This window comes from Burkholderia sp. WP9 (genome assembly GCF_900104795.1).
GTDB lineage: Bacteria > Pseudomonadota > Gammaproteobacteria > Burkholderiales > Burkholderiaceae > Paraburkholderia.
On sequence record NZ_FNTG01000002.1, the window covers coordinates 657339 to 682864 of the forward strand.

A 25526-nucleotide genomic window follows, 5' to 3' on the forward strand; every position below is an offset into this window, starting at 1 on the left:
AGCTTTCACCGCGACCGGAGCCTGTTTCAGGCTTCGATCGGGCGGACGAGCAACACCGGCACGTGGGTGATACGCAGTACGCGGCTCGCCACGCTACCCAGCAGCCAGCGCGAGATACCACGCCGGCCGTGTGTGCCCATGACGACCAGATCGGCGTTCCAATGATCTGCCTCCCTCACGATGGCGTGGGGCACATCGTCGCCGGTTCTTTCCGTGCTGATCATCGCGGATTCCGCCTCGATTCGTAATCCGGCCAGCAACTCCGCTGCCGCCGCAAGTGCTGCATTGCCCTCTTTGACAAGTGCATCTTCAAGCAGAGGAAGTGGCACAAAATCGCTCATCCTCACCGCCTGATCAAGAATATTTACGATACGCAAGGACGTCTGCTTCGTGGCGAGTTTTAATCCGTATCGAAGCGCATGCCGCGATGGTGAGCTACCGTCGACGGCGAAGAGCATTCGCTTCGGACCGCCGCAGGTATCTCTTTCATAAGAAGCTGGAACAACTAGAATCGAGCACGGGCAGATTCGCGCCAGAGGTTCAGAGACTGTTCCTTCCAGCCAGCGTAGCAGCCGACGGTTCTGTCGGGTGCCAACCACGAGGAGATCGGCTCGCCACGTCCGCGCTGCTTCAAGCAGTGCGTAGGCTAGATCCCGACCCTGCATGGAAAGATCGATCACCTCCGTGTCGACAACCGTCTCGCCGCTCGAAAATATGCTCTGTGCCTGAGTGACCGCATCCGCGGCACCGCGCAGCAACTCGTCGCGCACCGGGCTAAGATCCACTCCGACAAGTGGATCCAACGGGATCAGCCTGCGTGGATCTTCAGCCACACTGATGATTCGCACGTGTGCCCCTGGCGCCGCAATGCCTTGAACATAGGCCGCAGCGCGCAAAGAGGCGGGCGAAGCGTCTACAGCAATGAGAATGCGACCGACTTCGTCGTGATCGTGGAGGGTTGAACTGGTAGTGCTCATGACGAAGTCTCCAAGGTGTCCGCATGGTGGGTCCGATATGTTTCCTCAGACGGTTTGTCGAGCCTTCGCGCGCGACGACACTCTCATGCGCCCTGCCCACGGGCTGTCCGGATAACAACGCCCCAGTACACTCTATTCGCCGGCTCATCCCCCAGATTGACCTGAATCAACCCATCCGCCCACGGGCTATCACTGTTGTTCGCAGCCGTCTGAACGGGACACTTCATGCCTCGCATTGCGGTTCGAACTCCAATAGCGAATGATTGCGCGCCCCGACGGACCATTCATTACGACCAATGCATTGCTCTGGCTGCGAACAGACATGATGAGCCTCCATCGCATTCGATCCGTTGGGCACACCGGTCGTCTTGACGCACGTCAATCTCTCATGGCGAACGAGTCCTATGCTCGATCCATAGCGACACAAATCACGCGCTGAAGTGAATATGTCGAGGAATACCGTACTCGTTGACCTTTTAACGCCTGCCAAGCCGGCTACGCACACGTAGTCGTTAGGTGCGCAGACCTGACTGTCATCGCGTCTGCCCTATACGACAAAGGCCCGATCGACCATGAAGTGCCCGAAAGCGATCGACGTTCCCTCGTCCGAACCGCCCGTCGCAGCTATCGATGCCAGAAGCGTTAGAACATTGCCTGAAATGTTCGAGGCTGCCTGTACGCGTTACGCAGGACGCCCCGCGTTCAGTTCGTTCAATCACACGCTCGAATATCGGGACGTTGCGCTATATGCGCACCGCTTTTCCGCGTTTCTTGTCAACGAATTCAAACTTGCGCCGCTCGAGCGTGTCGCACTCATCTTGCCGAATGGCTTACCCTATGTGGTCGCCTTTTATGGCGTCCTCGACGCCGGGCTTGTCGTCGTCAATATCAATCCGCTGGCTACGCCTCGTGAGATTCAGATCCAGCTCGCCACGGCAGCTGTTTCAGCGATCATCGTACTGGAAAACTTTGCCTGCAAACTGGACGAAATCCTGGATGAGAATCAGGCGAAGGCTGTTATATCCGTCGCGGTGGGCGATCTGCTTCCGCTGCCCAGGCGCGCCGCAATGGATTTCGTACAGCACGTTGTGCGTGACTCGATTCCGCCTGCAAAAAGGGAATACTGGACATTTAGTGCGGCCTTGTCGTGTCGGCATTCGATCGAGCGAGATCACATCCGCCCCAGTCTCGACGATGTCGCGCTGCTGCAATACACGGGAGGAACCACAGGCACTCCCAAGTGCGCGATGCTCACGCATCGCAACCTTAGCTCGAACGTCGCGCAGATTCGTGCATGGCTGGGTTCGGCGTTCTGTTCTACGCCTCAGACCATTCTCACACCGCTGCCACTCTTTCATATATTCGCGCTGACCGCCGGTCTGCTGACGTTTGTTGAAATCGGCGGGCACAATGTGCTGGTGACGGATCCCCACGACCTTGCCGCGCTCGTCAGAACCATGCGCCACGCACGGCCCACCGCGCTGCTAGGCGTGAATACACTATTCAATGCCCTTTTCGCCGCACCGCATTTCGACGCTGTGGACTGGTCACACCTGCGTCTCGTGATCGGCGGCGGCGCAGCGATTCAGGCTTCGGTTGCCGCGCGATGGCAGTCAGCAACGGGAGTGCCGATTATCGAAGGGTACGGGCTGACCGAAGCGTCGCCAGTCGTCTGCGTGAATCCGATGGATGCAAAGCACTTTTCCGGATCGGTCGGTCATCCGTTGCCTTCAACCGAGGTTAGCATCCGTGACGACAACAACGCAGCTGTCGCCGCGGGTGTCATCGGAGAAGTCTGGGTCCGGGGCCCGCAGGTCATGCGCGGCTACTGGATGAACCCCGTCGAGACCGCGGAAGTGATCTCGCCCGAGGGCTGGCTTCGCACGGGGGACGTTGGTTATCTCACGCCCGCGCAGATGCTCGTCCTGGTGGACCGCAAGAAAGACGTGATCGTCGTGTCCGGTTTCAAGGTTTACCCCTCGGACGTCGAAGCCGTGGTCTCCGCGCTTGCGGGTGTAAGCGCCGCTGCGGTAGTCGGCGTGCCGGATGAAAGGACCGGGCACGCCGTCAAACTATTCGTCGTCCGGTCCTCGGCGGATCTTACGGCCGCCGCCGTGCTGGAACACTGCCGCGCTAATCTGAGCGCCTACAAGGTTCCCCGGTCAATTGAATTCCGTGACACCTTGCCTCTGAACCAGCTCGGCAAGGTACTCCGCCGAACGTTAACCTGACCGAGCCAGGGATGCGATTGCATGGGTAACGGCGCGTGATTGCGCGCGAGGCGCAATTCAGCAATTGACGACGATCAAGCGCCCTCCTCCCCGTCGCGCCTATGCTGAAATCCCTACGGAAGCGGTCGTGCGATATGAACGAAGACGTTACCCGCCGCCGATCGAGCGACGCCCAACGGTTGCTCGATATAGCCGATGCTTTCGCCGCTGAAGTCGGCCCACGGGGATACAGGCCACATGGCGTCACGCTGAACAGCGAGTTCGAACGTGACCTTGGCCTCGACAGTCTCGCGCGCACTGAACTGCTGGCTCGCATCGAGAAAACGCTCGGCGTGCATTTTCCGGTTGCGTTGTTCGAGCAGGCGAAGACGCCCGGTGATTTACTGCGTGCACTTGAAGGAGAAACATTGGGGCAACCGGGGTGCGCAATCGGCACCGCTGAGCTTCCAGCGCCGACCGACACCCTTGACCCGCCGATCGAAGCACAAACGCTGATCGAGGCATTGCAGTGGCACGTATCCCGGCGACCTGAACACACGCACATCGTATTTCTCGACGAGGAAGCGTCGCCACACACAATGACCTACTCGGCGCTGTACGAGGCGGCCCTACTGGTATCGAGCGGGTTGCACAGGCTCGGCGTGAACCCCGGCGACACCGTCGCACTGATGTTGCCGACCGGTAACGACTATTTCGCCTGCTTTGCGGGAATCCTGCTTGCCGGCGCAGTAGTCGTGCCGGTGTATCCGCCTGTGCAATCGGCACGGATCGACGATCACCTGAAGCGACACGCGGCCATTCTGCTGGATGCGCGCTCACGCGTCATGATCGTGCCGTCACACGCACTCGTAGCAAGCCTTTCTGGCAAAGGCGCGGATACCGACGTTGCGTGAGATCGTGACGACGCATCAGCTCATGGGCGAAACGGACAATGAGCGGTATATCCCTCGCGCACAAGACGTCGCGTTGCTTCAGTACACTTCCGGTAGCACAGGTGCGCCAAAAGGCGTGGTGCTCACACACGCCAATCTGCTCGCCAATATCCGGGCAATGGGAGAGACTGCCCGGATCGAGGAACACGACATCTTCGCAAGCTGGCTCCCTCTGTACCACGACATGGGCCTGATTGGAGCCTGGTTCGGGCCGCTTTACTTTGGTATCCCGTTGATTCTCATGTCCCCGCTGACGTTCCTCGCACGTCCAGCGCACTGGTTGCAGGCGATCGGCCACTACCGTGCCACCATTACGGCGGCACCCAACTTTGCCTACGAGCGATGCACGCGCCGGATCGACGACGCCGATCTCGAAGGCGTCGATCTGTCTTCATTGCGCCTCGCATTCTGCGGCGCAGAACCCGTCAGCGCGCCGACCATGCGAGCATTCGCCTCACGCTTTGCCGATCATGGGTTCAGGGAAACCGCCCTGACCCCCGTCTACGGCCTGGCGGAAAACACGCTTGGACTGGCATTTTCGGAGCCAGGCCGCGGGGTGCGAACAGACTGTATCAGTCGCATGCGACTGGCTGAGTCACAGCGTGCAGCAAAAGCGGAATCGCCTGATGACGCACTCGAACTGGTCTCGTGCGGACGCGCATTACCCCGCAACCAGATCCGCATCGTTGACGTCGACGGCAATGACGTATCCGAAAGAACGGTCGGGAGAATTGAATTCCGAAGCCCATCCGCGACGCGTGGGTATTTTCAGAATGCGGAACTGACCGCGCGGCTAATTCATGATGGCTGGCTAGATACCGGCGATCTGGGATATATGGCCGATGAAGAACTGTTCATCACGGGCCGCGTAAAGGATCTGGTGATTCGGGCCGGGCGTCACTTCTTCCCCTATGAACTGGAGGCTGCTGTCGGGCATCTGCCTGGCGTGCGCAACGGTTGTGTCGCAGTGTGTGGAACGCCCGACATTGAGACCGGTACCGATCGCCTGATCGTCATTGCGGAGACTCGCGAAACGGCACCTGAGGCAATCGCGGCGATGCGCACTGGCATCAACGAAGCCTCCGTGGCTCTGCTGGGCGCTCCGCCGGAAGAAATCGCTCTGGTCCCGCCGCATAGCATTCTGAAGACATCGAGCGGGAAGATTCGTCACGCGGCTACGATGGAGATGTACCTGCGTAGTCGCGGGAATCTCCTGCCACGCCCTGCGTGGCTTCAGTGGCTCGACATCGGAACGAACACCGTACGGCCAATCGGCCGGCGGGTTCGAGCCGCCGCCAGGCAGATCGCCTACGGCGCATGGTGCTGGCTGGTCGTAACCCTGATCGCCATACCGACATGGTTGATGACCGTATCGCATCCGGACGCCAGGCGAAACTGGGCGATTGCATCGCGCGCGGCACAGCTAGCCCTCATGCTTGCAGGCATTCGCGTGACGGTACGCGGTGCCGAACTCATCGACATGGCGCGGCCGGCCATCTTTGTTGCGAATCACGCGAGCTACCTTGACGGCCTCGTGTTGCTGGCGGCCATCCCCATGCCGCTTGGCATCGTCGCCAAGCGTGAGTTGGCCGGCGGATTGCTGATGGGTGCCTTCCTTCGGGCAATCGGCACCCGCTTTGTCGAGCGCGTCGACTATCCGCGCATGGCCGAAGACGAACGCGAACTGGTGAAGCAGGCGACGGCTGGAACCTCGCTGCTCCTCTTTCCCGAAGGAACATTCGTCCGATCCGCGGGACTGCGGCAGTTTCGTCTCGGCGCCTTTGTGGCCGCCTGCGCATCGCACCGGCCTGTCGTACCGGTCGCAATCGCGGGCGCACGCGTTGTGCTTCCGGATGGACAGTGGTTGCCAACGCGAGCCGACGTAACAGTTACCGTGCTCCCCGCTCTGGAACCAACAGGAGACGACATGAAGGCTGCCGCGGCCCTGCGTGACACCGCACGCGATGCAATAGCAGGCCATTGCGGGGAGCGGATTCTGAGTGAAATTTCCCCGCTGGAAACCCCCACTCGTCACACCGAGATCTAAGCCTGCGTTATTCGAGGGTTCACCCGGTTCGACACTAGCATGCCCATGCCAGGACAGACACTAACTGCGCCGCTCCGACATCTGCCCGGGTGCCATGGGCAGGGACGCCGGAATGGCGACGATCTGATTGGCCTCGACATGGTCCGGAGCACTGGTCTGGGCTGAAAACGAGTTTCGAACAGCCGCCAACTTGACAGCGCCCATGGGCACGGCACGGTGCTTATCTCACCGTGGCCGACGGGTTGACTGACTGGACCGCCGCCTCGCCTCGCGCCTCACCGCGGGCCGGGCCGATCACCAACCCCGCTTGCGCCAGCAGGCGCCGCAGCCCCAGCTTCGGATATTTACGGTCCACCGCGCGCACGTCGGCGCGCGTCTCCTCGATGATCCAGTCGCGCACTTCCGCGGCAACCGGCCGCAACGGCCGATTTTCCGGCCACACCAGACAGCAGCGCCGGTCCGTCATGACCAGTTCCTCCTCGGCGGGCAGCAGCGCGCCCTGGAGAAGCCAATGCGACACCACGTTGAGCCAGCCGAGCGCGACACCCTGCCCAAGCAATGCCGCCTGCACGACGATCGCGTAGTCGTTGAAGCTCAGCATGCTCGCGGCGTGCCGCCCCTGTGCCGCGAACGCGGCGAACCTGTCATGCCAGCCGCGCTCGCCGTCGTCCATCACGATCACCGTATCGCCGTGCTTGCGGCCCGCCTCGGTCGCGGCTGTCTCGTGATAGCGCCGGTTGCATACCGGCAGCAGCGTCTCCGGCATCACGAGCACGCTGTTCTCGCCGATCTGGTCCTCGCGCAGGAAGCGCATGCCGAGATCCACATCGACGAGTGGCCCGCCGATTCGCCCCGAGATGAGCTGAAACCGCAAGTCGACATTCGGAAACGCCTCGTTCAGACGACTCATGCGCGGCATCAGCCAGTGTGTGGTGAACGCGGTGGACACTGACAGCGTGACCGACTCGACACCGGTTGCGCGCGCTTCGATCTCGCGTATCGCGCTTTCTATGCCGTCGAAGCCTTCGGAGATCTTCCGGTAAAGGATCCTGCCGCTCTCGGTCAGCTCGATTCCGCCTCGCACGCGCTCGAACAGGCGCACGCCGAGATGGTCTTCCATACGCGAGAGCATGCGGCTCACCGCCGGCTGGCTGACATATAACTCCTGCGCCGCACGCGTGAAGTTGCCGCAGCGCGCAGCCGCCTCGAAGACGAACAGCGCGTTGGCGCTCGGCAGTTTTTTGCGAAGATTGGGCATGACCTGATGTTATGCCCTATCCAACAATTTGGGAATTGCCGCCAAAAATGGCTCGGCCTATATTTTCCCTAACGCAGGCTTCTACAGCGAGACAGGACGCAATGGACGCACGAGCGAAAACAGGTGTTTCGATCCGATCGGCAGCGAAACGTTATGGCCACGTAGTGGCCCTCGACGACGTTTCACTCGACATCGCCCCCGGCGAATTCGTGTCGCTGCTCGGCCCCTCGGGTTCCGGCAAGACCACCCTGCTCGGCATTCTCGGCGGCTTCGTGCAACCGAGTTCGGGAGCGGTCTGGGTCGGCGAGCGCGACATTACATTTGCGCCGCCGCACAAGCGCGACATCGGCATCGTCTTTCAGAACTACGCGCTCTTTCCGCACATGAGCGTGGGGGACAACGTCGCCTTTCCGCTGCGCGCCAGGCGTCAGCCAAAAGCCACGTGGGCGAGGAAAGTCGCCGACGCGCTCGCGATGGTCGAACTCTCGGGCTACGAGAGCCGCGGCATCGGCCAGCTGTCGGGCGGCCAGCGCCAGCGCGTGGCGCTCGCTCGCGCCATGGTGTTCGAGCCGCAACTGATCCTGATGGACGAACCGCTCTCCGCGCTCGACAAGCAATTGCGCGAAACCATGCAGATCGAGCTACGGCGGCTGCATCGCAAGCTCGGCGCGACGATCGTGTATGTGACGCACGACCAGCGCGAGGCACTCACCATGAGCGACCGCGTAGCCGTGCTGAAGAACGGCCGCCTCGTGCAGATCGACACGCCCGAGCGGCTCTACGACCGTCCGTGCGACGCGTTTGTCGCGAGCTTCATTGGTGAGGCGACACTGCTTGCCGTGACGCGCGCCGGCGACGATGCCGTGCGGCTCGGCGACACGGTGCTGCGCACCGCGCACCCGCTGCCACGCGGCGACAAACTGCTGCTCGCGGTGCAGACCGAAAAACTCGTGATCGATAGCGGCGACAGCCGCGACGGCGTCAATCGGCTGGCATGCCGCGTCACCGAGGTGCTGTATCAGGGCGAAAGCTTGCGCGTGTTCGCGACCCTCGCCGACGGCACCGCCATCAGCCTCAGGCAACCCGGCGGGCACGACTCCCGCCGCCGCATTCCCGAGCCGGGCGCGCCGATGAGCGTCGTACTCGATCCGCAGGACACGATCGTCGTGCCCGCCTGATTCCATTTTGCTATTTCCCGCCCTCGCCAGGGCAAACCCTCTCCCGATTCACAGCACACTGCAAAAGGATGATTTCATGAAGCTCACCGATTTCAAGGTCCTGACGTTCGACGTCGTCGGCACGCTCATCGACTTCGAGCGCGGCGTACTCGCCTCAGTGCGACGCCTCGGCGGCCCGGCCGCGAAAGACCTGACCGACGACCAGATTTTCGAGCCGTATATGCGCGGCCGTGCGGCCTACCCGGGCCGTTCGAGCCATGAAATGGCGAACGTCTACCTGTCGCTGGCAAAGGAACTCGGTCTGCCTGACGACGCGCAATCGGCCGCCGCCTTCCAGCGCGACGTGCTCGAATGGCCGGCGTTCGCGGATTCGGTCGCGGCGCTCAAACGTCTGCGCAAACACTTTCGCCTCGTCGCCATGACCAATGCGGACCGTGTCGCGCTGTCGGCCTACGCACACACGCTCGGCGACCCGTTCGACGACACCGTCTGCTGCGACGAAACCGGCGTCGCCAAGCCCGATCCGCAATTCTTCGCGTACAACCGCGGCCGTCAGGCGGCGTTCGGCTACAAGTTCGGCGAAATCCTGCACACCGCGCAGAGCCAGTATCACGACATCGGCGTCGCCACCAGCCTCGGCTACGCGACCTGCTGGATCGAACGCCGTCAGGGCGCGAAGGGCTTCGGCGCCACGCCCGTGCCGGAAGCCGTCACCACGCCGACCTTCAAGTTCGCGACGCTCGGCGCGCTCGCCGACGCTGTCGAAGCCGAAGCGCGTCTCGCCGCCTGAGCCGATGCTCGCGCCGACGACACCCCACACGCCCGCGCCTGATTCGCTGTGGCGGGCGCTCCTCGCCGCCTCGCCCGGCGCCGGTGCGACGCTCAGCACCGGCGTGCCGCTCACGCGCGATCTGGAGGTCGAGGTCGCCGTGATCGGCGCGGGCTACTCGGGCCTCGCCGCCGCGTATGCGCTGCAAAAGCGCGGCGTCGACTGCGTGGTGCTCGATGCGAATCCGGTGGGCTGGGGCGCGAGCGGCCGCAATGGCGGCGTGGTGTCGTCCAAGTTCAGACTGTCGTTTCCCACGATCGACAAACTGCACGGCCTCGATACCGCCAAGCGCATGCACCGGCTCGCGCACGAGGGCGTGCGGGTCGTCGAGACGCTGGTCGACGAATTCCAGCTCACGCGCGCCCGCTTCGAGGCGACCGGCAGTCTGCGCTGCGCCCACACGGAGGCCGCCTTCGCCGCGATTCGCGCGGAGGCCGACTGGGTCCGCACGCAACTCGGCGATACCACGATGACCGTGCAATCGCGCGCCGAGATCGAACACGAGACGGGCTCGAAAGGTTTTGTCGGCGGCGTGCTGAGCGCGGACGCCGGCACGATCCTGCCGCTCGAATACGTGTGCGGACTCGCGCGCGGCCTTACGCTGCGCAGCGTGCCGATCTACGAATCGACGCCGGTGCAGCAGATGCACCGCGCGCCCGGCGAAACGCGCGTGACGCTGCGCACGCCCGCCGGCACGGTGCGCGCGAAGCAGGTGATCGTCGCGACCAATGCCTACTCCGATCTCACACCGGCCACCGCGGCGTATCAGCGTGAACTCGTGCCGTTTCGCAGCGCGATGATCGCCACCGAGCGGCTTCCCGCCGAGCTCGACGCGCGCCTGATGGTCGAGCGCCGCAGCTACACCGAAACGCGGCGCATGATGAAGTGGTTCCGCAAGGTGGACGGCCGCATGCTGTTCGGCGGACGCGACGCGTTCGGCAAGGAGGGGCAAACGACCGGCTTCGACGCGCTGCAGCGCGCCATGGTCGCGCTCTTTCCGGATCTCGCGGACGTGCGCGTGGACTATCGCTGGTCGGGGTATGTGGGCATGACGTTCAATTCGTTGCCGCATGTCGGACGCAGCGACGACGCCACGACCTTTTGTCTGGGGTATAACGGAGCAGGCGTCGCGATGGCGAGTCTGCTCGGCCAGCATGCCGCCGCGCTCGCGCTCGGCGAGACGCCGGAGCTCTCGCTGCTCGGCGCGCCCGGCTTGCGGCCCGTGCCCTTTCATTCGCTGCGCGCGCCGGGTGTGAGACTCGTCGCGGCGTGGTATCAGTTTCTCGACGCCGTAGGTGCATGATGACAACCGCCAAGCGGATGCTCCAGGGAACCACCTTGATGCAAGCCACCGAGTCCGATCCCGCCACGCGCTATCAGCGCCGCGAGGATCGCACCATGCTGCTGCTAATGACACCGGCGCTCCTCGTGATCGTCGTGCTGCTGGTCGTGCCGCTCGCGTGGCTGTCGTGGCAGTCCATCTATCACGACGGCTTCACGCTCGAAAACTACCGGCGCATGTTCACGGGCGCTTACCTCGAAACGTTCTTGCTGACCTTCAGGCTCAGTATCATCGTGACCGTCATCACGCTGCTGCTCGGCTATCCGGTGGCCTACTTCGCCGCCTCGTTGCCGCCGAAGCTGAGCGCGCTGGTGCTCGGCATGGTGATTCTGCCGTTCTGGACCAGCGTGCTGGTGCGCACCTACGCGTGGCTCGTCCTGCTGCAGCGCACGGGGCTGGTCAACAAGGCGCTGATCGCGTCGGGCCTCGTCGACCGGCCGGTGCAACTCGCCTATAACCAGTTCGGCACGGTGATCGCGATGGTTCACATCCTGCTGCCGTTCATGGTGCTGCCGCTCTATTCGGCAATGCAGAAAATCCCGTCGAATCTTTCGCAAGCCGGCGCGAGCCTGGGCGGTTCGCCGCTGCACGTGTTCCTGCGCGTGTTCCTGCCGCTGTCGATGAGCGGCGTGTTCGCGGGCGTGACGCTCGTGTTCGTGCTCTGCCTCGGCTTCTACATCACGCCTGAACTGATGGGCGGCGGCAAGTCGATCATGGTGTCGATGGTCGTGAGCCGCAACATCGAGATCTACAACAGCTGGGGGGCGGCGAGCGCGGTGAGCGTCGTGCTGCTGATCTGCGTGTTCGCGATTTTCTATGCCGCGAGCCGCGTGGTGCCACTCGAAAAGACCCTGGGCGCGAAATGAGCAAACTCCCGTTCGGACGGATCGTCCTCGGCGCGATCGTCGTGCTGATCCTGCTGTTCCTGATGGTGCCGGTGCTGATCGTCGTGCCGCTGTCGTTCTCCGACACACGCTTCATGACCTTCCCGCCGCCGGCGTACTCGCTGCGCTGGTATCACTCGTTCTTCGACAACCCCGCATGGATCGACGCCGCGCGCGTAACGCTCACCGCGTCGATCTGCGCCGCGCTGATCGCCACGCCGCTCGGCGTGGCCGCCGCCTACGCGATCCAGAACGGCACGCACTGGATCATGCGCTATCTGCGCACACTGCTAATGTTGCCGCTGATGGTGCCGATCATCATCGTCGCGGTGGGCGTATTCTTCGTGTACTCTCAGGCCGGCTACGTGAACACGCTCGGCGGCCTGATTCTGGCCGATACGATGCTCGGCCTGCCTTATGTGCTGATTTCGGTCGGCGCCGATCTGCGCACCTTCGACCGCACGCAGGAAATGGTCGCGCGCAGCCTCGGCATGAATCGGTTTCGCAGCTTCATGACGGTTACACTGCCGCAGATCAAGGCAAGCGTCATCTCCGGTACGGTGTTCGTGTTCATCCAGGCGCTCGACGAAACGGTGGTCGCGCTCTTCGTGTCGGGCGGTTCGAACCAGACGCTGACGCGCCGCATGTTCGTGACGCTGCGTGACGAGATCGACCCGACCATCGCCGCGATCAGCACGATGCTGACCGCGCTCACGCTGTGCCTTGTGATGATCGTCGTGGTGAGCCGCCGTTCGGGCGCGGCACGCGCCTGATTTCTTTCCTCAAGATACCTATTACATGGTCAATGCACTGAAGTTCTATATCGACGGCGCGTGGGTCGAGCCGTTGGGCAACGCACGCCGCTCCGTCGTCGATCCCTGTACCGAGGAAGCCTTCGCCGAAGTGGCGATGGGCACGCCCGCCGATGCCGATCGCGCGGTAGCCGCCGCGAAACGCGCGTTCACGTCGTTCTCGCAGACCACGCCGGCCGAACGCCTCGCGTTGATCCGCCGCATTCTCGAGGTGTTTCTCGAACGTCACGACGAGATGGGCGACACCATTTCGCGCGAACTCGGCGCACCGCGCGCCATGGCGCATGCGTGGCAGGCCGGCATCGGCCGGCGGCATCTCGAAGAACTGATCCGCACGTGTGAGACGTTCGCCTGGCAGCGCCGGAAGGGCACGACGCTCGTCAATCACGAACCGGTGGGCGTGGTCGCGCTCATCACGCCGTGGAACTGGCCGATCAATCAGATCGTCTGCAAGGCCGCGCCCGCCATCGCGGCCGGTTGCACGATGGTGCTCAAGCCCAGCGAAGTCACGCCGCTGAACGCCCTGCTGTTCGCGGAGATACTCGACGCCGCGGGCGTGCCGCCGGGCGTCTTCAACCTCGTCAACGGCGACGGGCCAACGGTCGGCGCGGCGCTCGCGGCGCACCCAGACGTCGATATGGTGTCGTTCACCGGATCGACGCGCGCGGGCGTTGAAATTGCGAAGCTCGCGGCGCCGACAGTCAAGCGCGTGCACCAGGAACTGGGCGGCAAGTCCGCGAACATTCTGCTGGACGACGTCGATTTCGAGGCGGCGGTCACGGCCGGCGTCAACTCGTGCTTCAACAACAGCGGGCAATCATGCAATGCGCCGACGCGCATGCTCGTCCCCGCGGCACGTCACGACGAAGCCGTGGCGATCGCGCGGCGGGCGGCGCAAGCGCAGCGCGTCGGCCCCGCCGACCACGAGCGTACGACAATGGGTCCGGTTGTCAGCGGCGTGCAGTTCGAGCGCGTGGAGCGGCTCATCGCGGCCGGTATCGACGAAGGCGCGCAGGTCGTGGCCGGCGGCCTCGGGCGTCCGCCGGGTCTTGAGCGTGGCTTCTACGTGCAACCCACCGTGTTCGCGGACGTGCGCCCTTCCATGACGATCGCGCGCGAGGAAATTTTCGGCCCCGTGCTCGCGATCATGCCGTACCGCGACGAGGAAGAAGCCATCGCGATCGCCAACGACAGTCCCTTCGGGCTCGCGGCCTACGTTCAATCCGCCGATCTGGACCGCGCGCGGCGCGTGGCGTTCAGGCTCCGTGCCGGCAGCGTGTATCTGAACTACCCGTCATGGGACGCGGGCTCGCCGTTCGGCGGATACAAGCAGTCGGGCAACGGCCGCGAGTACGCCGAATGGGGACTCGAGGCGTTTCTCGAAGTGAAGGGCATTGTGGGGTTTGGCGACTGACTGTGTTCGGGCCTTGCTGGGCTAAATGCCCGGAGGTAGGCAAAACATTCACCGCTTGAAACAAGCACCGGGCCGTCGCGTTTGCAATGCGACGGCCCGGCATCACATTCACGCGCGTTCGCGCAACATATCCGCAATCCGCTCCGCGATCATGATGGTCGGCACATTCGTGTTCGCGCACGGAATCGAAGGCATCAACGACGCATCGCATACGTAAAGTCCGCTGACGCCATATACCGCGCCGCGCGTGTCGCACACGGCGAGCGGATCGTCGGCGGCGCCCATGCGGCAGGTTCCAGACGGATGCCAGGTGCCGCCCACCGAGCGTGTCACGAAACGCGTCAGCGCGTGATCGTCGGCAAGCAGTTCGTCGAGCGTCACGCCTTGCGTGACCACACACCGCACGAGCCAGCCGCGCAACGGTCCGGCAATGTCGAGCAGTGCGCTCAGCAGGCCGCGCTGCAATGCATTCCACACGCCCGGCACGGCCACGCTCGCCACGCGGGGTGAATAGCTCGAAGGCAGCAGCGTGTTGCGGTGCCTCGCCATCAGCGGATCGGCCAGAGTCCGGGCGCCAAAGCGCAGCGCGAGCTTCAGCCGTTCGAGATCGCGCGCGTCGGACAGCATGTTGAAGTCGACAGCGGGTTCGTCGTGCGGATCGGCCGACACGAGGCTCACGCGGCCGCGCGAGTACGACTTGTTGACCCAGAAAAAGAGCGTGCCGAGCCGGTAACCGACCGAGTGCCAACCCGATCGCGACAAGATCGCGCCGTGCATGTCGCCGGGCACCGCGCCGCTCACGCCCGAAGAAAAACGCACGATCGCCTGCTCGTGATGCTCGTCGGGATATAACGTGCGGGCGGCGCGCGGCAGAACCGCGGATACGGCGATCGATGGATGTTCCATCAGATTGCCGCCGACACCGCCGCGATCGGCGAGCACCTCGATACCGAGTGCGGTCAGCTCGGACGCCGGACCAATGCCGCTTCGCATCAGAAGGGCCGGGCTGTGAATCGCGCCCGCGCAAATGATCACCTGTCTGGCGCGCACTGCTTCGCTCGCCCCGTCTTCGCCGACGAGCCGCGCGCCGATGGCGAGCTTGCCGTCGAACAGCACGCGTTCAACCAGCGTGTGCGTGCGGATCGTGAGATTCGGCCGGGCGCGCACGGCGTCGTCGAGATAGCAGACCGAGGTCGGGATGCGCTCGCCCGCTTCGCTCACTGCGATCGAACCGATGAACGTGCCGTCCTGCCATGTGCCGTTCTGGTCGTCATGCCGCGTGTAGCCGCGCGCGTCGAGCGTGTCGAGCACCGCGCGTACGAATGGCGAGATGCGCGCCCACGGCGTGCGCTGGATCCGGACCGGCCCGCTCGTGCCGTGCAGCGCGCCGTCAAAGTCGCAATCGGTTTCGAGCTTGCGGAAGTACGGCAGACAGGCGGCCCAGTTCCAGCCGTGCGCGCCTTGGGCGTGCCATTCGTCGTAATCGGCCGGCGCGCCGCGGTTCGCCATCAGCGCGTTGATCGCCGAACCGCCGCCGAGCAGGCGCGCCTGCTCGTAACGGCGTGTCGCGGCCGAGGCGCTCATGCGTGCCTTCAGGCGCTGCCAGATGTTCGTGGTGTCGAGATAGGCGCGGCCCGGATAACGGCTGCGCACCGTTGCGGGCATGTCCGTTCGCGAGATATTGCGGCCGGCCTCGACGAGGCAGACGGTCTTGCCCGCGTCTTCGGAAAGACGCGCGGCCAGCACGCAGCCGGCCGAGCCGCCGCCGAGAATCAGATAGTCGATCACGTTCGATGTATGCGCAGACAATGCGCGGTGCGGGACGCGCAAAAAAACCGCTGGGATTGGCGCGCGGGTTTGACATTCAACTGTCCAGCAACCCGCGCGTGCGCCACCAGGTCTTTCGCTTACTGCATGAACTTGAGCCAGCGCGCCTTCGCCTGAATGCCGGCGTCCGACGCCCACCATTCCTCCGACATCAACGCCTGCTTCGACGCGTTCTCCGGTGAACTCGGCAACTCGCTCGCGCGCTTGGCGTCGATTTTGCCGGTCTTGAAGGCCGCAGGATTGCCCGGCCCGTAGTCGATATACAGCGGCAGGTTGGCCTGCAAGTCGGGCGACACGGCCGCGTTGAGGAACTTGATCGCATCGGGCAGGTTCGGCGCGTTCTTCAGCACACACAACTGCGTGTTCTGCAGAATGCCGTCGTTGTACGTGAAGTCGATATCGGGATTGTCCTTGCGCACGGCGCTCGCGCGACCGTTCCAGATCATCGTCATGTCGACTTCGCCGTCGTGCAGCAATTGCGCCGACTGACCACCCGAAGTCCACCAGACGGTCACGTCCGGCTTGATCTGCTGCAGCTTCCTGAACGCGCGATCCACGTCGAGCGGATAGAGCTTGTCGCGCGGCACGCCGTCCGCGAGCAGTGCGGCTTCGAGCACGGTCTGCGGGTCGTTGCGCAGCGCACGGGTGCCGGGGAACGCCTTCACGTTCCAGAAATCGGCCCAGCTTTGCGGCACCTTCTTCAATGTCTTCTTGTTATAGCCGATCACGGTCGAATAGAACTCGTACGCGACCGAGTACGGCGTGCGGTACTTCTCCGGCATGGCCGCCGCATTCGGAATCTTCGCGAAGTCGAGCTTCTCCAGCAGCCCTTCCTTGCCGCCGCGCAGACAGTTGGAAGTCGGCGTGTCCACCACGTCCCAGATCGGCTTGCCGGTGGCGGCCTGAGCCTTGATCTGTGGCCACGCGTCCGGAATGCTGTCCTGGTTCACGGTGATATTCAGCAGCTTCGCAGCCGGGTCGAGGATGGCTTTGGTCTGGGCTTCCTGATAGGTCCCGCCTTGAGAGACAAAGGTAATCTTCCCGGCAGCGAAAGCAGGCGTCAGACACGCAGGCACGAGGCCCCCGACGCCAAGAATCAGAACCGCTGCAAGCGGGCGCAACGTTGGCTTCTTGATCACGACTATGTCCTCGAAACGGTTTGGCGAAAGATATCGTGGATGTAATGCGCGTTGAGCCAAATATAGTGAATCTATTTTTTGGCGACAATGCCGCAATTGTTGTGGGGTCCATGACATCACGTTATGGCAAACGTGCGGCGTTGTGTGCCGGGCGCGCGGCACTGCCCTGCCCGACCGTATGGTCTGCGTGGGCCGCCGCGCGCAGTATGAACATGCGCGGCGGCGCCCCACGGCAGCGCTTGAAATAGCTGGTACATCGGGCGGCTGCAACTCGCCGGATTCAGCCAAACGCTTCGTGGTCCGTTTCGAGTCTATTGTTCACAAACAGTCAAGCCAACGCCTCATTCTCGATGGCAAGCTGGAAACCCTCGTCGAGCCAACCTGTCACGCCGCCGGTCATGACCTTGACCGGACGACCGAGGCGGGCGAGCCTGATTGCGGCGCGCGTGGCTCCGTTGCAGTGAGGACCCGCGCAATACGTGACGAAGAGTGTGTCGGGCGGATAATCGGCAAGCTTGGACTCGACGATCTTGCCATGCGGGAGGTTCACGGCGCGAGGCACATGGCCGCGGGCGAAAAGTGCGGGGCCACGCACGTCGAGCAGGACAAAATCCATAGCGAGCCCATCACTGGCTTCAAGCCTGGTTTCAAGCGCCGCGTGTACGTCGGCGCAATCTGTTTCGAATGACAACAGCGAGCTGAAGTGGGCGAGCGCCGCGGCGCTATCTGCTGCAGGAACGGCTGAGACCGGGGAGATGACCGGGGACATATAAGGCTCCTTGTGGGTGAATCGTTGACATGCATTCTCCCGGTCTCATGGGCGAGCAACCAGTGGCCTGATTGACATATTCCGGCAACATCACGCCACGGCTGCCCGCTACGGCAAGCGCTAACGTGCGCCGTTGTCGGCGGGCGCCGCGTAGGTCCTCTTATGAAGTTCGGGCCGGACGCTGAACATCGGTTCGTTGATCCAGGTCACAAAATCGTCGTGCCAGTGATCCCACTCGTAGTCGCTCAACTCGAACTCGTCCTCGATAATTCCGGAATCGTCACTGGAGACGAATGCGTAGATAACCTTACTGCCATTCCAGAACGCGATAGCGTAGCCTGTCAGGTCGGCACTGGTGCCGTAAGGAATGTCGCGCAACATCGACGCCAGTTGCGTCTTGAACTGGTCGAGGGTCAAGGATTTCATCGCGCGCTCCGCTGTGTGGTTTCAAGTCCCGTCAGCAAGCTCCGCGCCCGGCGGCCGCTATGAGAGCCACGGTGTACCGGCTTGTAAGATTGATAGGGCAGACTCTCGCGATTCCCGCGACATCGCGGGCACGGATACTCAAGGGCTCAATGATGGATATCAACATGGACCCGTCCGATAAGCCGGACCCCGAGGTTCAGTCGTGGCTCGAAAAGCTCGGACCCGGCCTCATCACCGGCGCGGCGGACGACGATCCCAGCGGAATCGCAACCTATTCGCAGGCCGGCGCGCAGTTCGGCTTCAACATGCTGTGGACCGTCATCGTCACGTATCCGTTGATGGTTGCCATTCAGGTCGTCAGCGCCCGACTGGGACGCGTGAGTGGCCACGGACTCGCAACCAACATCCGGCGCCACTATCCGGCCTGGCTGCTCTATGGATCGGTTTTCCTGCTGCTGGTCGCCAATACGATCAATATCGCGGCGGATCTGACCGCAATGGGCGCCGCAGTGAACCTGGTGATCGGCGGTCCGACGCACATTTACACGCTCGCGCTCGGCCTGTTGTCAGTTCTGCTGCAGGTCTTCATTCCATACCGCAGTTACGTGCACGTGCTGAAATGGCTGACGCTTGCATTATTCGCCTACGTCGGCACGGTGTTCGTCGTCGATATTCCGTGGCACACGGTCATCGTGCGTACCGTCAGTCCACATCTGTCATGGAAAAGCGACTACGTCACCACCGTGGTCGCCGTGCTTGGCACCACCATCAGCCCCTATCTGTTCTTCTGGCAGGCGTCGCAGGAGGTCGAGGAAATGCGCGCCGCAACCGGGCAGCGGGCATTGAAGAACGCACCCGGACAAGGACCGGCCAGTTTGCGGCGGATCCGGATGGATACGTGGGTCGGAATGGGTTTTTCCAACCTGGTCGCTTTTTTCATCATCCTGACGACTGCCGCCACCCTCAACGCCCACGGCCTAACGGACATCCAGACCTCGTCGCAAGCGGCGCTCGCATTGAAGCCGATTGCAGGAAGGTTTGCGTTCGTTCTGTTCAGTCTGGGCATCGTCGGCACTGGCCTGCTCGCCTTACCTGTGTTGGCCGGTTCCGCCGCGTATGCCATGGCCGGCGCCTTCAACTGGCGAAACAGCCTCGCGCTGAAGCCGCAACTGGCGAAACGGTTTTACGGCATCGTCGTGCTGTCGACCCTTATTGGTCTCGCGATGGGATTCACGCGCATCGATCCCGTCAAGGCGCTTTACTGGAGTGCGGTGATCAACGGAGTCGTGTCCGTGCCCATCATGGCGCTCATGATGTTCATGGCGGTGAATCCGAAGATCATGGGCAGCTTCGTCATCTCGAGACGCCTGTCGGTCGCCGGTTGGGCCGCTACGGGAGCGATGGGAATTGCCGCGGTCGCCATGTTCTGGTTCATGCTCGCCCCCGCGAGTTAATACGCGGCGGGGCGGCGCTGCGATGTTTTTGCCAAGTGCGCCGAAGGGGGCGGCAGCGAAATTCAACTGCCGCTTCGCTGCGCCGACGCTGAACTATCCGATAGAGGGGATGGCGCCGACTCAGCGTTTCCCACTGGTTCATGCCGGAGCAACCTGAAAATCATGTTCTCGAGTTGCGGCAGTTCTGCAGGCTTCCGGCAAACGGCATCGAAACCGACCTCTTTCATTTCGCGGATGTAATCGGCGGTATCGAACGCGGTAAATGCCAGAAGGGGAATCTTTCCCGTCGCCTCGATTCTCCGAAGCGCCGCAGCGACACCAATGCCGGACAGGCCGGGCATGGCGACATCGAGAACAATGCAATCAGGAAGCCACGCCTTCGCTTCCCTCACGGCGTCCGAGCCGTGGTAGACGGTTCGCACGCTCATGCCGCCGGCCTGTAGATACGCGCTAAGCGCATCAGCCGACGGACGCGAATCATCCACGACGAGCACGCGCACGGGCACCGCGCTCGAAACGTACTCGCGCTGCCCTCCGGTCGAATGATCCGGGCAAGCGCGATTTTCAGAAATGGAATTCATGGGTTTTCTCTCGCTGCTGGCGCGTCGGTATGGCGCCATTACCTAGTCGCAGCGCAACAGCCGTTCCCACTCTCCTCCGCCATTCATTCGCCCCCCGCCGGCAACGGGCAGGCGTGGACGAAACAGTCGCGTGGCCAGCAATACTGGAGCGCGTAACGGCTGCCGGTTCTTTAGCGGATGCTGTGCGAGTGGCCGAATAGTGCCATCGCACGGCAACCACGACACGCCAACATAGACGGAATGGAAAAAGACTCGTCCGTCAGACACGGCGCCGTCCAATGCTAGTTAATGCAGGTCGCCTCGAACGTCGTCCGAAGAAACCACCCTGCCCGAGCTATCCACAATGCCTACCCGCTCAGCAGAGGCGACCGTGGATTGCGCCATGCCAGGCAGGTCCAGAATGCCGCCGCGCTCCTGAACGAAGGCGTTGCCACAAGCCATGTCGACCATTTCAGCGAGCGTATTCAAAGAACTACCGAAATGCGCCTGCATTGCGTTGAATAGTCCGATTCGCGTGTCGGCGGCAATCTCTTCCACATGCCGCCAATAGGCAAAGGTCTTCGTGACCGCAGCCGGGAATTGCTGCGACTGGAGATCGAAGACTTCACTGAGCGATTGAGCAGAAAGTGCCGCGTCCGCCAATGCCTGCTGCTCGGACAACGATGTCTTGACGGTCTGGATGTTGAGCTCGACAACTTTCTCGACCCCGGCAAGCACTTCGGTGTTGCAGTCGAAGGCAACTTCGATTGCCGTGTCACGTTGACGCGAGGAGAACTGATCCGAGATTTGAGGGTACATAAAGACTCCGTTGTGGTTCGGCGCGGGATGCGCCGCAAGGTGGCGTCGTCCGGACGCCCATCACGCCATGTGTGCTGCGCGGACGACTGAAACGAAACGCCGCGGCCCACGTGGCGGGGCCGGCGACGGTGACTTCGACTACGAACGCTGTTACTTCGCTGCGACTTCGCCAGCTGTTACTTCGCTACCGCGGCATCCTGCCCGGCGCCGAGGTCAGCCCCGGTGACAGGGTCGGTTCCAGTCGCGGAAGCCGTTCGCGACGCCATCGCACTCAACACCTCGACCTCCTGTTCCGAAACCTGAACGCTCGCGAGACCATCGCCGCCGTCCACCGCCGGCTGCGGCTTGTCGACGAAGTCCCAACCGGGACCTTCATTCCACGGGCCGCGCGGCGCGTCGTCACCGTCGGACATGTTGTAATAAACGTTGGTAAATTCTGGAACGCCGGGCAATTTCCCCTGCGGGAAGTTGGGCTGGATAGAGTGCAAGGCTTTCTCAAACGATTTCTGATGCGCAATCTCGCGCGTCATGAGAAAGCCGAGCGCCTCCTTGATACCCGGGTCGTCGGTCACATTGATCAACCGCTCGTAGACAATCTTTGCTCGGGCCTCCGCAGCGATATTCGACCGCAGATCCGCGGTCGGCTCGCCGATCGTATCGATGTAGGCAGCCGTCCACGGCACGCCCGCCGAATTGGTCAAGGCCGGGCCGCCACCGTAGAGCAAAGCGGTAGTGTGCGAATCGTTGCCGCCTCCCGTGAGTGAACGGTAAAGCTCGGCCTCCTGCTCCACGCCTTCGGCAAGTTGACCCTTCGCGCCCTTGTTGAGCATCGCGACAATCGAGCCGACGATCTCCAGATGACTAAGTTCTTCCGTCGCGATGTCAAACAGCATGTCTCGCCTGCCGGGATCGTCCTCGCTCACCGCCTGCGTGAAATAGCGGCACGCCGCGGCCAGTTCACCTTGCGGGCCGCCGAACTGTTCAAGAAGCAGATTGGCCAGACCGGGATTGGGCATCGCTACACGGACGGTGTATTGAAGTCGCTTGTTGTGTACGAACATCGCATTTCTCCAGAAAAGATTGCGGGCGCCGCTGGAGTGCTTCAGGCCATGAGAGGCGGAAGGACTGGCGGAGCAGAGGGACATGCATTGAAAAACCAGGTTTGTCGGCGATGACGAACGCGTATGCGGAATGCCCCACCGTGGGTCTCAGAGCGGCCGCTCTGGCGAAATAGGGTGCGCGCGCAGGAACGCGACGAGAAAACACCTGCGACTTCCGACTCCGCATGCACCGTGCCTGGCGCATGAGCGTTTTGATCGAACCACGCCGCGCGCCGTTGCATCGGTGGCGGTCCTACCGGCGCGCAAACGCCATGCCGCTTATCAGGACGCCTCCCGTCAGCCCCCCCTCGCGCCGTCGAGCGGCGGCAATTACCCGCTCACTAACCGACAGCTTCGCCTCGGCACGACCCGCGCACCGGCGAAGTGGCCGAAAGCCAGGGCTAACATGTTGAAAACGAATTAAATATTTGTCGCGAATGGTCGATAACATGTTCAGCCGCTTCCCTTTCGGCGGTTGGACTAGACATGCAGAGCTCATATAACCTTTGGCTGGTGGTCATTTCGTTCGCCGTCGCGACGCTCGCGTCCTATACGGCGCTCGATCTGACCGGCCGCATCTTCCTGCTGGCCTCGCCACGTGCGCGGCGCGCATGGCGCCTGGGCGGCGCCGCGGCACTCGGTGTCGGCATCTGGTCGATGCACTTCATCGCCATGCTCGCCTTTTCGCTGCCGATTCCGCTCGGCTACGACTTCGCGACCACCGCCGCTTCGCTCGGACTCGCGACCGGCGCTTCGTATCTGGCGCTGCACATCACGACCCATAAACAATTGACGGCAGGCCGGCTGCTGGCGGGCGGCGTGGTGATGGGATGCGGCATAGCCGGCATGCACTACGTCGGCATGGCGGCGATGCAGATGACGCCAGGCATCGTTTATCAACCGGCGTGGTTCGCCGGCTCGCTGGCCATCGCCGTCGGCGCGTCGAGCGCCGCGCTGTGGCTTGCGCGCGCGCTCAGCGACGACGACGCGCGCCACGTGGTGCGCAAGCGTCTCGCCGCGGCGCTGGTGATGGGCGTCGCGATCAGCGGCATGCATTACGCCGGCATGGCCGCCGCCGAGTTTCCGGCTGGTGCCGTGTGCGGCGCGGCCAAGGGTGTGAACACCACGTGGCTCGCGACCTCGGTGATCCTGTTCACCTTTGCCATTCTGACCGTCACGCTGATGCTGTCGCGTTTCGATGCGCGCACAACCTTTCTGGTCGGCTCGGTGTCGAGACTGAATGGCCAGATCGTGCAGCTCGCCACGCTCGACGCCCTGACCGGACTGCCGAACCGCAGCACGCTGACCGAGCGCATCGAACACGCGATCCAGCGCGCGCAGCGGCAGCGCTCCATGTGCGCGGTTCTCTTCATGGACCTCGACGGCTTCAAAACGATCAACGATTCGCTCGGCCACTCGGTCGGCGACCAGGTGCTGACCGCGTTTGCGCAGCGCCTGCTGCTGTGCGTGCGCGCGAGCGACACGGTGGCGCGGCTCGGCGGCGACGAATTCGTGGTGCTGGCGGAAAACCTCGGCTCGCGCGAAGACGCCGGCGCGCTGGCCGATGGCGTGCTCGACCGGATGCGCATGGGCATGTGGACCGACTCCCAGCCGCTCCAGGTCATGCCGAGTATCGGCATCGCACTCTATCCGCATGACGGCGACAGCGTCGACACGCTGCTCAAACACGCGGACGCGGCCATGTACGAAGCCAAACGCGCGGGCCGCAGCACCTTTCGCTTCTTCGAGCGCAGCATGAACGAAGCGGCCATGCGCACGCTGCAGATTCAGAACGCGTTGCACGACGCGCTCGCCGCCGGCCATTTCTCGCTGCACTTCCAGCCGAAGTTCAACGGTAGCGGCGAGTCGCTCGCGGGCGCCGAAGCGCTGATCCGCCTGCATCATCCGCAACTCGGCGAAGTCACGCCGCTCGAGTTCATTCCGATCGCCGAGCGCTCAGGGCAGATCGTGCAGATCGGCTACTGGGTCGTGCGCGAAACGTGCCGGCAGATTCGCCACTGGATCGCGCAAGGTTTGCCGTCGATGAAAGTGGCGGTCAACCTGTCGCCACGCCAGATGCTGCAGCCGACCCTCGTCGCGAGCATGCTCGAGATCGTCCAGGCCGAAGGCGTGGAATGCAGTCAGATCATGTTCGAGATCACCGAAACCGTGGCCATGCAGGACGCACCCAAAACCATCGAGATGATCCGCCAGTTTCAGGCATGCGGCTTCGAGATCGCGATCGACGACTTCGGCACCGGCTATTCGAGCCTCGCTTATCTGCAGCGTTTTCGCGTCAAGCAACTGAAGATCGACCGCTTCTTTACCAACGGGCTCGACGCGCACGGACCGGAAGGCAGCGCGATCGTGTCGGCGATCATCGCGCTTGCGCACTCGCTGGAAATGGATGTGGTGGCCGAGGGTGTCGAAACCGAATCGCAACTCGACATGCTGAGGACGATGATGTGCGATGAGATGCAGGGCTTCCTGCTCGGCAAGCCGCTCAACGCCAACGACTTCGGCAATCTGCTGCGGGAAAGAATGATCGCTGCGTGAGCATGGCGATCTGCTGAAGCATGCAGTGCGGCGTGGCCGATAGCGGCTGCGCGAGCGGCGGCAGCGGCGGATCGCGATGAAGAATAAACAATAACAGGCAGCTCAGGTGTCGGAGAGTTCATGAAATTTGATGTGGCAACGCTTACTTCGTTGTGGTTGATCACGTTTTTATGCGGTGCCCTCGTTACGACCGCGCTGTCGCATATGTTCGCGCGCGTCGTCGCGTTCCGCTTCTGGGCAGTTGGTTTCTATCTGCTCGCGGCGTCTTCGGCCTGCTTCGCGTTGCATTTCACATGGCATTACGACGCGCTCTTGATCGCCACCGCGACGCTCGCGCTGCAAAGCCGCATGCTGATCTGGGCGGGCGCGCGCGAACTGTTCGGCATGAAGGCGCCGTGGCGTGCCGGACTTGCCGGCACGGCCGTGTTCTGCGCGCTCTACGGATGCGCTCTGCTCTTCAAGGTTCCGATGGTGTTGCGCGCCGGCCTGCTCGTGCTGTTTTTCCTGCCCGTTCGCGCGGCCACGCTGTATGAAGTGTGCCGCCGGCGCCGTCCGCACCTCGGGCCTGCTCGCCTGATCGCGATGATCGGCGGCACGATCGTCACACTCAACGCAGCCGCGCCGCTTGTTCTCGTGCTGCTCGATCGCACCAACGTGTCGCTGCTGCTCGGCAATCCGCAATACACGTCCGCGCTTTACGCGGTCGTGTTCGCGGGCGACCTGCTGCTGGCGAGCGGACTGATGGTGCTGGCGTTCAAACTGCAGATGGTCGAAATGAACATGCTCGCCACGCTCGAGCGTGGCGCCATGGAACACCTTGCCACCACCCAGGCAACGCGCGCGGATCGCCATACCCGGCACGCGCCCGACGATGGGTTCGGCCGGGACACGCCCGCGCAGCGCCAATCGCTGCCGGGACCGGTCTGATATTCCGGCCGTTCAGCCGGTCGCGCGCTCGTCGAGTGCGCTGCC

21 protein-coding genes are annotated in these 25526 nt (G+C 63.0%); 12 read left to right on the forward strand and 9 right to left on the reverse strand.

The annotated features are described in order from the left end of the window. Positions 1–26 precede the first annotated feature (26 nt). Positions 27–977, reverse strand: a complete 951-nt coding sequence (locus BLW71_RS24235) for a universal stress protein (protein ID WP_091802637.1) — start codon at positions 975–977, stop codon at positions 27–29. A 572-nt stretch (positions 978–1549) separates the two neighbouring features. Between BLW71_RS24235 and BLW71_RS24240 the strand changes: the two genes are divergently transcribed. The 3 genes from BLW71_RS24240 (at position 1550) to BLW71_RS24245 (ending at position 6187) form a co-directional block, all read left to right on the forward strand. Then, positions 1550–3208, forward strand: a complete 1659-nt coding sequence (locus tag BLW71_RS24240; RefSeq protein ID WP_286162085.1) for an AMP-binding protein — start codon at positions 1550–1552, stop codon at positions 3206–3208. A gap of 134 nt (positions 3209–3342) precedes the next feature. Further along, positions 3343–4101, forward strand: a complete 759-nt coding sequence (locus tag BLW71_RS42340; RefSeq protein WP_286162086.1) for an AMP-binding protein — start codon at positions 3343–3345, stop codon at positions 4099–4101. Then, a complete protein-coding gene (locus tag BLW71_RS24245) occupies positions 4094–6187 on the forward strand; it encodes an AMP-binding protein (protein ID WP_286162087.1) in 2094 nt (697 codons plus the stop codon). The genes BLW71_RS42340 and BLW71_RS24245 overlap by 8 nt, the downstream gene beginning before the upstream one ends. A 220-nt stretch (positions 6188–6407) precedes the next feature. Here the strand turns inward: BLW71_RS24245 and BLW71_RS24250 are convergent, their stop codons facing one another. Continuing rightward, a complete protein-coding gene (locus BLW71_RS24250; RefSeq protein ID WP_091802643.1) occupies positions 6408–7445 on the reverse strand; it encodes a LysR substrate-binding domain-containing protein in 1038 nt (345 codons plus the stop codon). Between the two features lie 101 nt (positions 7446–7546). Between BLW71_RS24250 and BLW71_RS24255 the strand changes: the two genes are divergently transcribed. The 6 genes from BLW71_RS24255 (at position 7547) to BLW71_RS24280 (ending at position 13904) form a co-directional block, all read left to right on the forward strand. Next, complete coding sequence (locus tag BLW71_RS24255; RefSeq protein ID WP_091802646.1) at positions 7547–8623, forward strand: ABC transporter ATP-binding protein; 1077 nt, start codon at positions 7547–7549, stop codon at positions 8621–8623. 76 nt (positions 8624–8699) lie between these two features. Beyond that, positions 8700–9413, forward strand: coding sequence for an HAD-IA family hydrolase (locus BLW71_RS24260; protein ID WP_091802649.1), 714 nt, complete (start codon positions 8700–8702; stop codon positions 9411–9413). 4 nt (positions 9414–9417) lie between these two features. Beyond that, positions 9418–10755, forward strand: coding sequence for an NAD(P)/FAD-dependent oxidoreductase (locus BLW71_RS24265; protein ID WP_091802652.1), 1338 nt, complete (start codon positions 9418–9420; stop codon positions 10753–10755). Further along, entirely contained in the window at positions 10752–11660 is a 909-nt protein-coding gene (locus tag BLW71_RS24270) for an ABC transporter permease (protein WP_091802655.1), read from the forward strand. The genes BLW71_RS24265 and BLW71_RS24270 overlap by 4 nt, the downstream gene beginning before the upstream one ends. Beyond that, positions 11657–12451 carry an ABC transporter permease gene (locus tag BLW71_RS24275; RefSeq protein WP_091802658.1) on the forward strand — a complete coding sequence of 265 codons (795 nt, stop codon included), beginning with the start codon at positions 11657–11659 and terminating at the stop codon, positions 12449–12451. Before BLW71_RS24270 ends, BLW71_RS24275 begins: the two co-directional genes overlap by 4 nt. 25 nt (positions 12452–12476) lie before the next feature. Next, the gene (locus BLW71_RS24280; protein ID WP_091802660.1) at positions 12477–13904 is read left to right on the forward strand and encodes an aldehyde dehydrogenase family protein; all 1428 of its coding nucleotides are present in this window, start codon (positions 12477–12479) and stop codon (positions 13902–13904) included. A 108-nt stretch (positions 13905–14012) separates the two neighbouring features. On the opposite strand, the gene BLW71_RS24285 is transcribed toward BLW71_RS24280, so the two are convergent. The 4 genes from BLW71_RS24285 to BLW71_RS24300 form a co-directional block, all read right to left on the reverse strand. Further along, positions 14013–15692, reverse strand: coding sequence for a GMC family oxidoreductase (locus BLW71_RS24285; protein ID WP_091802663.1), 1680 nt, complete (start codon positions 15690–15692; stop codon positions 14013–14015). A gap of 119 nt (positions 15693–15811) precedes the next feature. Beyond that, on the reverse strand, positions 15812–16870 hold the full coding sequence (locus tag BLW71_RS24290) for an ABC transporter substrate-binding protein (protein ID WP_177205111.1): 1059 nt from the start codon (positions 16868–16870) through the stop codon (positions 15812–15814). 328 nt (positions 16871–17198) lie between these two features. Beyond that, positions 17199–17639, reverse strand: coding sequence for a rhodanese-like domain-containing protein (locus tag BLW71_RS24295; protein ID WP_091802666.1), 441 nt, complete (start codon positions 17637–17639; stop codon positions 17199–17201). A gap of 120 nt (positions 17640–17759) precedes the next feature. After that, positions 17760–18065, reverse strand: a complete 306-nt coding sequence (locus BLW71_RS24300) for a hypothetical protein (protein ID WP_091802669.1) — start codon at positions 18063–18065, stop codon at positions 17760–17762. A 164-nt stretch (positions 18066–18229) separates the two neighbouring features. On the opposite strand from BLW71_RS24300, the gene BLW71_RS24305 reads away from it, so the two are divergent. Next, the gene (locus BLW71_RS24305; protein WP_218157130.1) at positions 18230–19519 is read left to right on the forward strand and encodes an NRAMP family divalent metal transporter; all 1290 of its coding nucleotides are present in this window, start codon (positions 18230–18232) and stop codon (positions 19517–19519) included. A 62-nt stretch (positions 19520–19581) separates the two neighbouring features. On the opposite strand, the gene BLW71_RS24310 is transcribed toward BLW71_RS24305, so the two are convergent. From BLW71_RS24310 to BLW71_RS24320, 3 genes are all read right to left on the reverse strand, one after another. Beyond that, the gene (locus BLW71_RS24310) at positions 19582–20019 is read right to left on the reverse strand and encodes a response regulator (protein WP_286162088.1); all 438 of its coding nucleotides are present in this window, start codon (positions 20017–20019) and stop codon (positions 19582–19584) included. 366 nt (positions 20020–20385) lie between these two features. Beyond that, the gene (locus tag BLW71_RS24315; protein ID WP_091802675.1) at positions 20386–20898 is read right to left on the reverse strand and encodes a phasin family protein; all 513 of its coding nucleotides are present in this window, start codon (positions 20896–20898) and stop codon (positions 20386–20388) included. A gap of 176 nt (positions 20899–21074) precedes the next feature. After that, positions 21075–21959 carry a manganese catalase family protein gene (locus BLW71_RS24320; protein ID WP_091802678.1) on the reverse strand — a complete coding sequence of 295 codons (885 nt, stop codon included), beginning with the start codon at positions 21957–21959 and terminating at the stop codon, positions 21075–21077. Between the two features lie 525 nt (positions 21960–22484). Here BLW71_RS24320 and BLW71_RS24325 point away from each other — a divergent pair. Beyond that, the gene (locus tag BLW71_RS24325) at positions 22485–24554 is read left to right on the forward strand and encodes a putative bifunctional diguanylate cyclase/phosphodiesterase (protein ID WP_091802681.1); all 2070 of its coding nucleotides are present in this window, start codon (positions 22485–22487) and stop codon (positions 24552–24554) included. A gap of 120 nt (positions 24555–24674) precedes the next feature. Beyond that, a complete protein-coding gene (locus BLW71_RS24330) occupies positions 24675–25481 on the forward strand; it encodes a hypothetical protein (RefSeq protein WP_091802684.1) in 807 nt (268 codons plus the stop codon). Positions 25482–25526 lie beyond the last annotated feature (45 nt).

Excerpts from the sequence above, each read along its gene's own strand:
- BLW71_RS24235 (WP_091802637.1), bottom strand. The coding sequence starts at position 977 with ATGAGCACTACCAGTTCAACCCTCCACGATCACGACGAAGTCGGTCGC.
- BLW71_RS24240 (WP_286162085.1), top strand. The coding sequence starts at position 1,550 with ATGAAGTGCCCGAAAGCGATCGACGTTCCCTCGTCCGAACCGCCCGTC.
- BLW71_RS42340 (WP_286162086.1), top strand. The coding sequence starts at position 3,343 with ATGAACGAAGACGTTACCCGCCGCCGATCGAGCGACGCCCAACGGTTG.
- BLW71_RS24250 (WP_091802643.1), bottom strand. The coding sequence starts at position 7,445 with ATGCCCAATCTTCGCAAAAAACTGCCGAGCGCCAACGCGCTGTTCGTC.
- BLW71_RS24255 (WP_091802646.1), top strand. The coding sequence starts at position 7,547 with ATGGACGCACGAGCGAAAACAGGTGTTTCGATCCGATCGGCAGCGAAA.
- BLW71_RS24260 (WP_091802649.1), top strand. The coding sequence starts at position 8,700 with ATGAAGCTCACCGATTTCAAGGTCCTGACGTTCGACGTCGTCGGCACG.
- BLW71_RS24265 (WP_091802652.1), top strand. The coding sequence starts at position 9,418 with ATGCTCGCGCCGACGACACCCCACACGCCCGCGCCTGATTCGCTGTGG.
- BLW71_RS24270 (WP_091802655.1), top strand. The coding sequence starts at position 10,752 with ATGATGACAACCGCCAAGCGGATGCTCCAGGGAACCACCTTGATGCAA.
- BLW71_RS24275 (WP_091802658.1), top strand. The coding sequence starts at position 11,657 with ATGAGCAAACTCCCGTTCGGACGGATCGTCCTCGGCGCGATCGTCGTG.
- BLW71_RS24280 (WP_091802660.1), top strand. The coding sequence starts at position 12,477 with ATGGTCAATGCACTGAAGTTCTATATCGACGGCGCGTGGGTCGAGCCG.
- BLW71_RS24295 (WP_091802666.1), bottom strand. The coding sequence starts at position 17,639 with ATGTCCCCGGTCATCTCCCCGGTCTCAGCCGTTCCTGCAGCAGATAGC.
- BLW71_RS24300 (WP_091802669.1), bottom strand. The coding sequence starts at position 18,065 with ATGAAATCCTTGACCCTCGACCAGTTCAAGACGCAACTGGCGTCGATG.
- BLW71_RS24305 (WP_218157130.1), top strand. The coding sequence starts at position 18,230 with ATGGACCCGTCCGATAAGCCGGACCCCGAGGTTCAGTCGTGGCTCGAA.
- BLW71_RS24315 (WP_091802675.1), bottom strand. The coding sequence starts at position 20,898 with ATGTACCCTCAAATCTCGGATCAGTTCTCCTCGCGTCAACGTGACACG.
- BLW71_RS24320 (WP_091802678.1), bottom strand. The coding sequence starts at position 21,959 with ATGTTCGTACACAACAAGCGACTTCAATACACCGTCCGTGTAGCGATG.
- BLW71_RS24325 (WP_091802681.1), top strand. The coding sequence starts at position 22,485 with ATGCAGAGCTCATATAACCTTTGGCTGGTGGTCATTTCGTTCGCCGTC.
- BLW71_RS24330 (WP_091802684.1), top strand. The coding sequence starts at position 24,675 with ATGAAATTTGATGTGGCAACGCTTACTTCGTTGTGGTTGATCACGTTT.